The sequence below is a fragment of the Mycobacterium sp. TH-M11 genome (genome assembly GCF_057473725.1).
Window position 1 is genome coordinate 1 of the sequence record NZ_JBYCLD010000158.1, and the last position, 5,791, is coordinate 5,791.

Annotated in this window: 6 protein-coding genes; 4 read left to right on the top strand and 2 right to left on the bottom strand. The window is 65.6% G+C overall.

The features are described from left to right. A partial coding sequence (locus AC2VOG_RS06880; RefSeq protein WP_486939169.1) for an Rv3654c family TadE-like protein occupies window positions 1-327 on the top strand: 327 nt, incomplete at its 5' end. Window positions 328-373: 46 nt separating this feature from the next. Here AC2VOG_RS06880 and AC2VOG_RS06885 read toward each other — a convergent pair. Together AC2VOG_RS06885 and AC2VOG_RS06890 are read right to left on the bottom strand one after the other, a co-directional pair. After that, complete coding sequence (locus AC2VOG_RS06885; protein ID WP_486939170.1) at window positions 374-1,393, bottom strand: PAS domain-containing protein; 1,020 nt, start codon at window positions 1,391-1,393, stop codon at window positions 374-376. A 280-nt stretch (window positions 1,394-1,673) separates the two neighbouring features. Beyond that, window positions 1,674-4,004, bottom strand: a complete 2,331-nt coding sequence (locus tag AC2VOG_RS06890; protein WP_486939171.1) for a DEAD/DEAH box helicase — start codon at window positions 4,002-4,004, stop codon at window positions 1,674-1,676. 335 nt (window positions 4,005-4,339) lie between these two features. On the opposite strand from AC2VOG_RS06890, the gene AC2VOG_RS06895 reads away from it, so the two are divergent. From AC2VOG_RS06895 to AC2VOG_RS06905, 3 genes are all read left to right on the top strand, one after another. Next, window positions 4,340-4,543, top strand: a complete 204-nt coding sequence (locus AC2VOG_RS06895; RefSeq protein ID WP_005138711.1) for a cold-shock protein — start codon at window positions 4,340-4,342, stop codon at window positions 4,541-4,543. 236 nt (window positions 4,544-4,779) lie between these two features. Further along, a complete protein-coding gene (locus AC2VOG_RS06900; RefSeq protein ID WP_486939172.1) occupies window positions 4,780-5,358 on the top strand; it encodes a hypothetical protein in 579 nt (192 codons plus the stop codon). A 177-nt stretch (window positions 5,359-5,535) separates the two neighbouring features. Beyond that, window positions 5,536-5,791, top strand: a 256-nt coding sequence (locus AC2VOG_RS06905) for a toprim domain-containing protein (protein ID WP_486939173.1), incomplete at its 3' end; no start/stop codon positions are given.

The window sequence follows — 5,791 nt, forward strand, 5'->3', positions numbered from 1 at the left end:
GGATCGGTCACCGTCGTCACGGCCGTGATGGTTGTCGTGCTGCTTACCGTCACCGGTGGCAGCGCGTTTCTGGGCGCCGCTGTGGTCGCCCGGCACCACGCTCAGGCGGCGGCCGACCTGGCTGCACTGGCCGCCGCGGCGCGAGTGCCAGCCGGGGCCGACGCATCGTGTGCACGGGCCGGAGCGGTGGCCCACATGATGCGGGCCGATGTGGCCGGCTGCGGTGTCGAAGACCTCGACGTCGTGGTCACCATTGAGGTCGGTGCGGGCTCATGGGGTAGGGCTCGGGCATCCGCCCGGGCGGGCCCGGCTCACAGCCCAGTCTAACCGGGGCCAGTCCAGCCGGGGCCAATCCCAACCGGGGCCAATCCAGTTAGTCTGCCAGTCCGGCTGCGGCGAGTTCGGCTGGAGTCGGCAACCTCAGCGAGACCAGTCCGGCGAAGGTGCCGGTGTCGATCTCCACCCGGTTGGCGGTCACGTGGACCGGCACCCACCCGCCGTCGTGAGCGGGCATCCGCAGCACGGCGCTGAAGGCGCCGGCGGCAAACTCGGAGTTCATCGCGGCAGCCTTGGCCTCGTCGTCGGGATGCATCCGCGGGCTGTCGGCCGTGATGCGGCGCCAGTCGTAGAACGGGCACGGCGCGTCGAGCCACTTCAGCAGCGTCCAAGTCTGCGGATCGAACAGCGCGCGGTGCACTCCCGGCTGGGCCAGACCGTGCAGAATCTGTTGGGCCAGCCGATCGGATGATGCCGGTGTCTCGGCGGGCTCGGCACGCCAATTCATGCCCCGCGCGATCATGTGTTCGCGGCCGTCGGGTCCTTCCTCGAGGGCATTGCGGGCAACGAAGCTGACTCGGATGTGGTTGCCTTGCCAATCCCGGCCGTCCCAGGTGTCACACATGGTGTGGCCTGGTTCGAATCTGACCGCCGCAGCCAGCGCCTGGCCTTCATTGGGCTTGAGATCACCCGAGGGCCAGCACTCGGCGAACGCCCGCTCCTGGGGATCGTCGAGTTTGACCTTACGGCCCATGTTGGCCAGCGACTCCGCGGTATCGGTGGCCACACCGAGGGTCATGTCCCATTTCAGCGGTCCCGGGATCGGCCGTTCCGGCGGTTCGTCGGAGTGGGGTCCGCTCCAGACGTGCACTCCGTGGATGCGCCCGTCGTTCATCACGACCGGCTCGGTGCGGATCACCCGGGCCTTTTTGGGGGTGATGCTGACCAGACCTTGGCTGGTTTGTATCGACTCCGCGATCGCGGACTGGATGGCGGCGCGGGCGGGGGTGCGCTTCAAAAACGTTGTTATCGGTATCAGGTCGTGCAGTCGACGGCCCACTGCCACCACGGCCGGTTCTCGGCCCAGCGTTTCCACGAGCAGCCAGTCGTCTGTCATAGGTCAGTAGTTTAGCTGCGGTGCGACGGATAACCCGTTGCGTCACTGTCGAATCCATGGGGTGTTGCCTGAGATCAACCTGTGGGTCTTACTGACATGCGAGTCACCAACTTGCACAGGTTGCCGGCCGAAAGGTATTTTCCTGCTGCGACGATCGACGAACGGTTTCGGCCGGGTGCATCTGGCTGCAGAAGTGCGGAGCGCGTTTTCGATGCAGCCGCTGCGAAATCATCGCCATGTGGACGTCGACCGGTCGAGGGGTCGGTCGTCATCCGTATGATCAGTTGCCGTTTGCCAGCGCGCTGATAACCAGACGCAACACCCGTACTGCACCGGCCTTGTCCAGCGGATCGTTGCCGTTGCCGCACTTCGGCGATTGCACGCACGACGGACATCCCGCCGGGCACTCGCACGCATCGATCGCCGCCATTGTCGCGCCCAGCCACGTGTTCGCCTGTCGGAAACCCTGTTCGGCGAATCCGGCTCCGCCTGGAAAGCCGTCGTAAACGAAAACGCTTGGTAGACCATCGGGTTCGGGGCCGACGGCAGCGGACAATCCGCCGATGTCGCCGCGATCGCAGCTGGCCACAAGTGGAAGCAGGCCGATCGCGGCGTGTTCGGCGGCGTGCAGCGAGCCTGGTATCTGCGTCGGTTCGATGCCGTTGCGGTGCAATGCCTCTGGTGTAATGGTGTACATCACAGCGACAGTGTGCAAAGTCTGCGGCGGCATGGTGAGCTCGATAAAATCGATCACCTCGCCGTTGAGGCGGCGGCGCAGATAGCCCACGATCTGGTGGGTCACGCTGACCGGGACCAGGCCCAAGGTCACCGGCCCGAAAGTCCGGCGTTCTCCGCGCCCGGTCACGTTGATGTCGGTCAGTTCTCTTGCGAAGGTGGCATATCCGGGGTCCTCGGCGTGGACGAACGCCATCCCCTGGTCGAAGTCCAGAGAGTCGACGATGTAGCTCTCGCCCTGGTGCAGATACACCGCGCCGGGATGCACCGAGGCGGCGGCGCGACCGGTGTCGGCAGTACCCAGCAGTCGGCCGGTATCGCTTTCGACGATCACCACCTGACCGGCAGACGACCCCCGAATGTCCACTGCCGGGTGAGGATCCACGCCCGGGGCCGGATAGTACTTGCCGCCCCGCCGTCGCAGCAGTCCATCGTCGACTAACGCACCGACAACCGCTTCGGCCTTCAGCAACCGTACTTCGGCATCGTCAACAGGTAATTCCGTTGCTGCGCAGAGCAATTGCGGGCCGAGGATATACGGATTGGAGGGGTCGACCACGACCCGCTCGATCGGCTTGTCCAGCAGTGCCGCGGGGTTGTGCACCAGGTAGGTGTCCAGCGGATCGTCGCGGGCGACCAGCAGCACCAGCGCGCCCTGTCCGCGTCTGCCGGACCGGCCGGCCTGTTGCCAGAACGACGTGACCGTGCCGGGAAAGCCGGCCAGCACCACCGCATCCAAACCGGCGATGTCGATGCCTAGCTCCAGGGCATTGGTGGTGGCCAGGCCGCGTAACCGCCCGTCGAGCAGCGCCTGTTCCAAGGCGTTGCGGTCCTCGGGTAGGTACCCGGCGCGATACGACGCCACGGTCTCGGTCAGTTCTGGAGCGATGTCCTCCAGTCGTGCTCGGGTCGCCAACGCGGTCAGTTCCGCGCCACGACGCGACCGGACGAAGGTCAGGGTGCGCGCGCCTTCGGCGACCAGATCGGCCATCACCCGCGCTGCTTCGCTGCCCGCGGACCGTCTCACCGGAGCCCCGTTTTCACCTACCAGGTCGTCGCGCAGCGCCGGCTCCCACAATGCCACCGTTCGAGCGCCCTGGGGCGAGCCGTCGTCGGTGACTTCCGCGACAGGTTGGCCGATGAGTTCAGCAGCCGTCGCGCCCGGCGCGGACGTCGTTGCGCTAGCGAAGATCACGGTCGGCGGACCCGCGGGGCCGGCGGAGTAACGCTCACACAATCGGAGCAGGCGCCGCAGTACCATAGCCACGTTTGATCCGAAAACGCCTCGATAATAGTGACATTCGTCGACGACGACAAAGCGGAGGTTGCGCAGGAACATTGCCCAGCGGGCGTGATTGCGCAGCAACGCCAGGTGGACCATATCCGGATTGGAGAACACCCACCGCGACCGCTCGCGCGCAAAACGACGTACCTCGCCTGCGCTGTCGCCGTCGTATGCGGTCGGAGCGACGTCGCGCAGTCGCGGAACGGCCGCTGTCATCGCGTGGGCGGTCCGTAACTGGTCGTGGCCAAGCGCTTTCGTCGGCGAGATGTAGAGCGCGCGGGCCCGCGGATCGGTTGCCAACGCATTGAGGATGGGGAGTTGATAGGCCAGCGATTTCCCGGATGCCGTGCCAGTACTGATAACAATGTGATGCCCGTTGTGCGCGAGGTCGGCGGCTTGAACCTGATGTGTCCACGGTGAACTGACGCCACGATCGGTGAATGCTCGCAGCACATCGGGTTCAACCCAGCTCGGCCAAGGCTGTTGGCGGCCATGCCGTGCCGGTAACTCGGCGACATGACGTAGCGGATGTTCCCCCGTCTCGACCCCTGCGACCGCGGCGGCGAGCAACTCACTACCGAACGTCACCACGAGCAAGCGCCTCCTGATCCGGACCGATCACCTGAAACCGTGACCGATGGCCCCGTTGCGACCGATGGTCTAGATGCCGCGTTTCAATTGTTCACCCAGTGGTAGCTCAAAAGCCCGACTGAGGCTGTTGCTGTGGCGATGAACATGGTTGACTGTTTGCGGTCGCAGCTTCTGTGTTCGTGTCAAACTTTCGCAGGATCGACGTTGCGGCCGCGGTTCCTGCGAGGTTGTAGGTCGGGTGAAGTTCCGGCGACTCAGCAAGGTCTAGCGGTCGGAACGGGCCCGGAGCATCGAGGTGATGCTCCGCACCCGAGTAGTAAAGGAAAGATCGAGAAATGCCACAGGGAACTGTGAAGTGGTTCAACGCGGAAAAGGGATTCGGCTTCATCGCCCCCGAAGACGGTTCGGCCGACGTGTTCGTCCACTACACGGAGATCCAGGGAAGCGGCTTCCGCACCCTCGAAGAGAACCAGCGCGTCGAGTTCGAGGTCGGACAGAGCCCCAAGGGTCCCCAGGCCACCGGCGTCCGCGCCGTCTGAGCGATTAGCAACGATACCCCTCGCACCGCTCCCATTACCGGGTTCGGACGGGGGGTTTTCGTTGTGGACACCTCCGCACGCCGTGCCGTGCGTCGCGGCCCGGACTTGATGGACCGACTCCTCCTTCCGCCGCGTTGCGGCGCGCATCGTCGTCGGCCCGGACTTGATGGACCGACTCGCCCCCTCGCCGCGTTGCGGCGCGCATCGTCGTCGGTGGGACGCCTACTGTCGTTGACGTGATCCAGCTGTCGTTCTTCTCGGCCGAGTCGGTACCGCCTGCGGTCACCGACCTCGCCGGGGTGCTCGCGGCGGCCGGCCAGATCGTGACAGTCGGCAGTGGGGCCCGGCTGTCGGTGGTGGTCGATCGGGCTTGGCGAGCCGAGGCTCTTGGCCAGATGATCGACGACGCCGGATTGTCGGCCGAGATCACCCAGACCGACGAACACACGCCGCTGGTGCGCACCGAGGTGGACGCCCGGTTGCGTCAGATGGCCGGCGAGTGGACGCGCGGCGCGGTGAAGACCGTCCCCCCGTTGTGGCTGCCCGGCCCGCGCGAATTGCGCGCGTGGATTTTGGCGGCCGGCAGCCCAGACGCCGACCGATACCTGTTGGGACTGGACCCGCACGCCCCGGATACTCATTCGCCGTTGGCGTCGGCGTTGATGCGCGTCGGGATTGCGCCGACCCTGATCGGCACCCGGGGGGCCCGTCCCGCACTGCGAATCAGCGGCCGACGCAGGCTATCGCGCCTGGTAGAGAACGTCGGGGAACCTCCCGACGTCGGCGAGGCGTTGCCATTCTGGCCACACGTCTAGCGGCAATAAGACGAGCCGCTTACGGGGGGTCGGTTTGCGTCGGCCCATCTCGGGTGCCACATTGTCAGGTGTCTACCGGCCGAATGGCACCGTAGATTGACGCTGGCTGAACGCGGAAACATCCGTCCGCGCGGCCTGCAGGGGAAGACGAAGGCATGAAAGTGAGCGTAATTAAAGGTGGCTGACGGCGACGGGAATGGCGCCACGCGGCGACTTGTCATTGTCGAGTCGCCGACCAAAGCGCGCAAATTGGCCGGTTACCTGGGCGCCAATTACATCGTCGAGTCGTCTCGAGGGCACATTCGTGACCTGCCGCGGGCGGCGGCCGACGTGCCCGCGAAATACAAGTCTGAGCCCTGGGCCCGGCTCGGGGTGAACGTCGACCACGACTTCGAGCCGCTCTACATCATCAGCCCGGACAAGAAGAGCACCG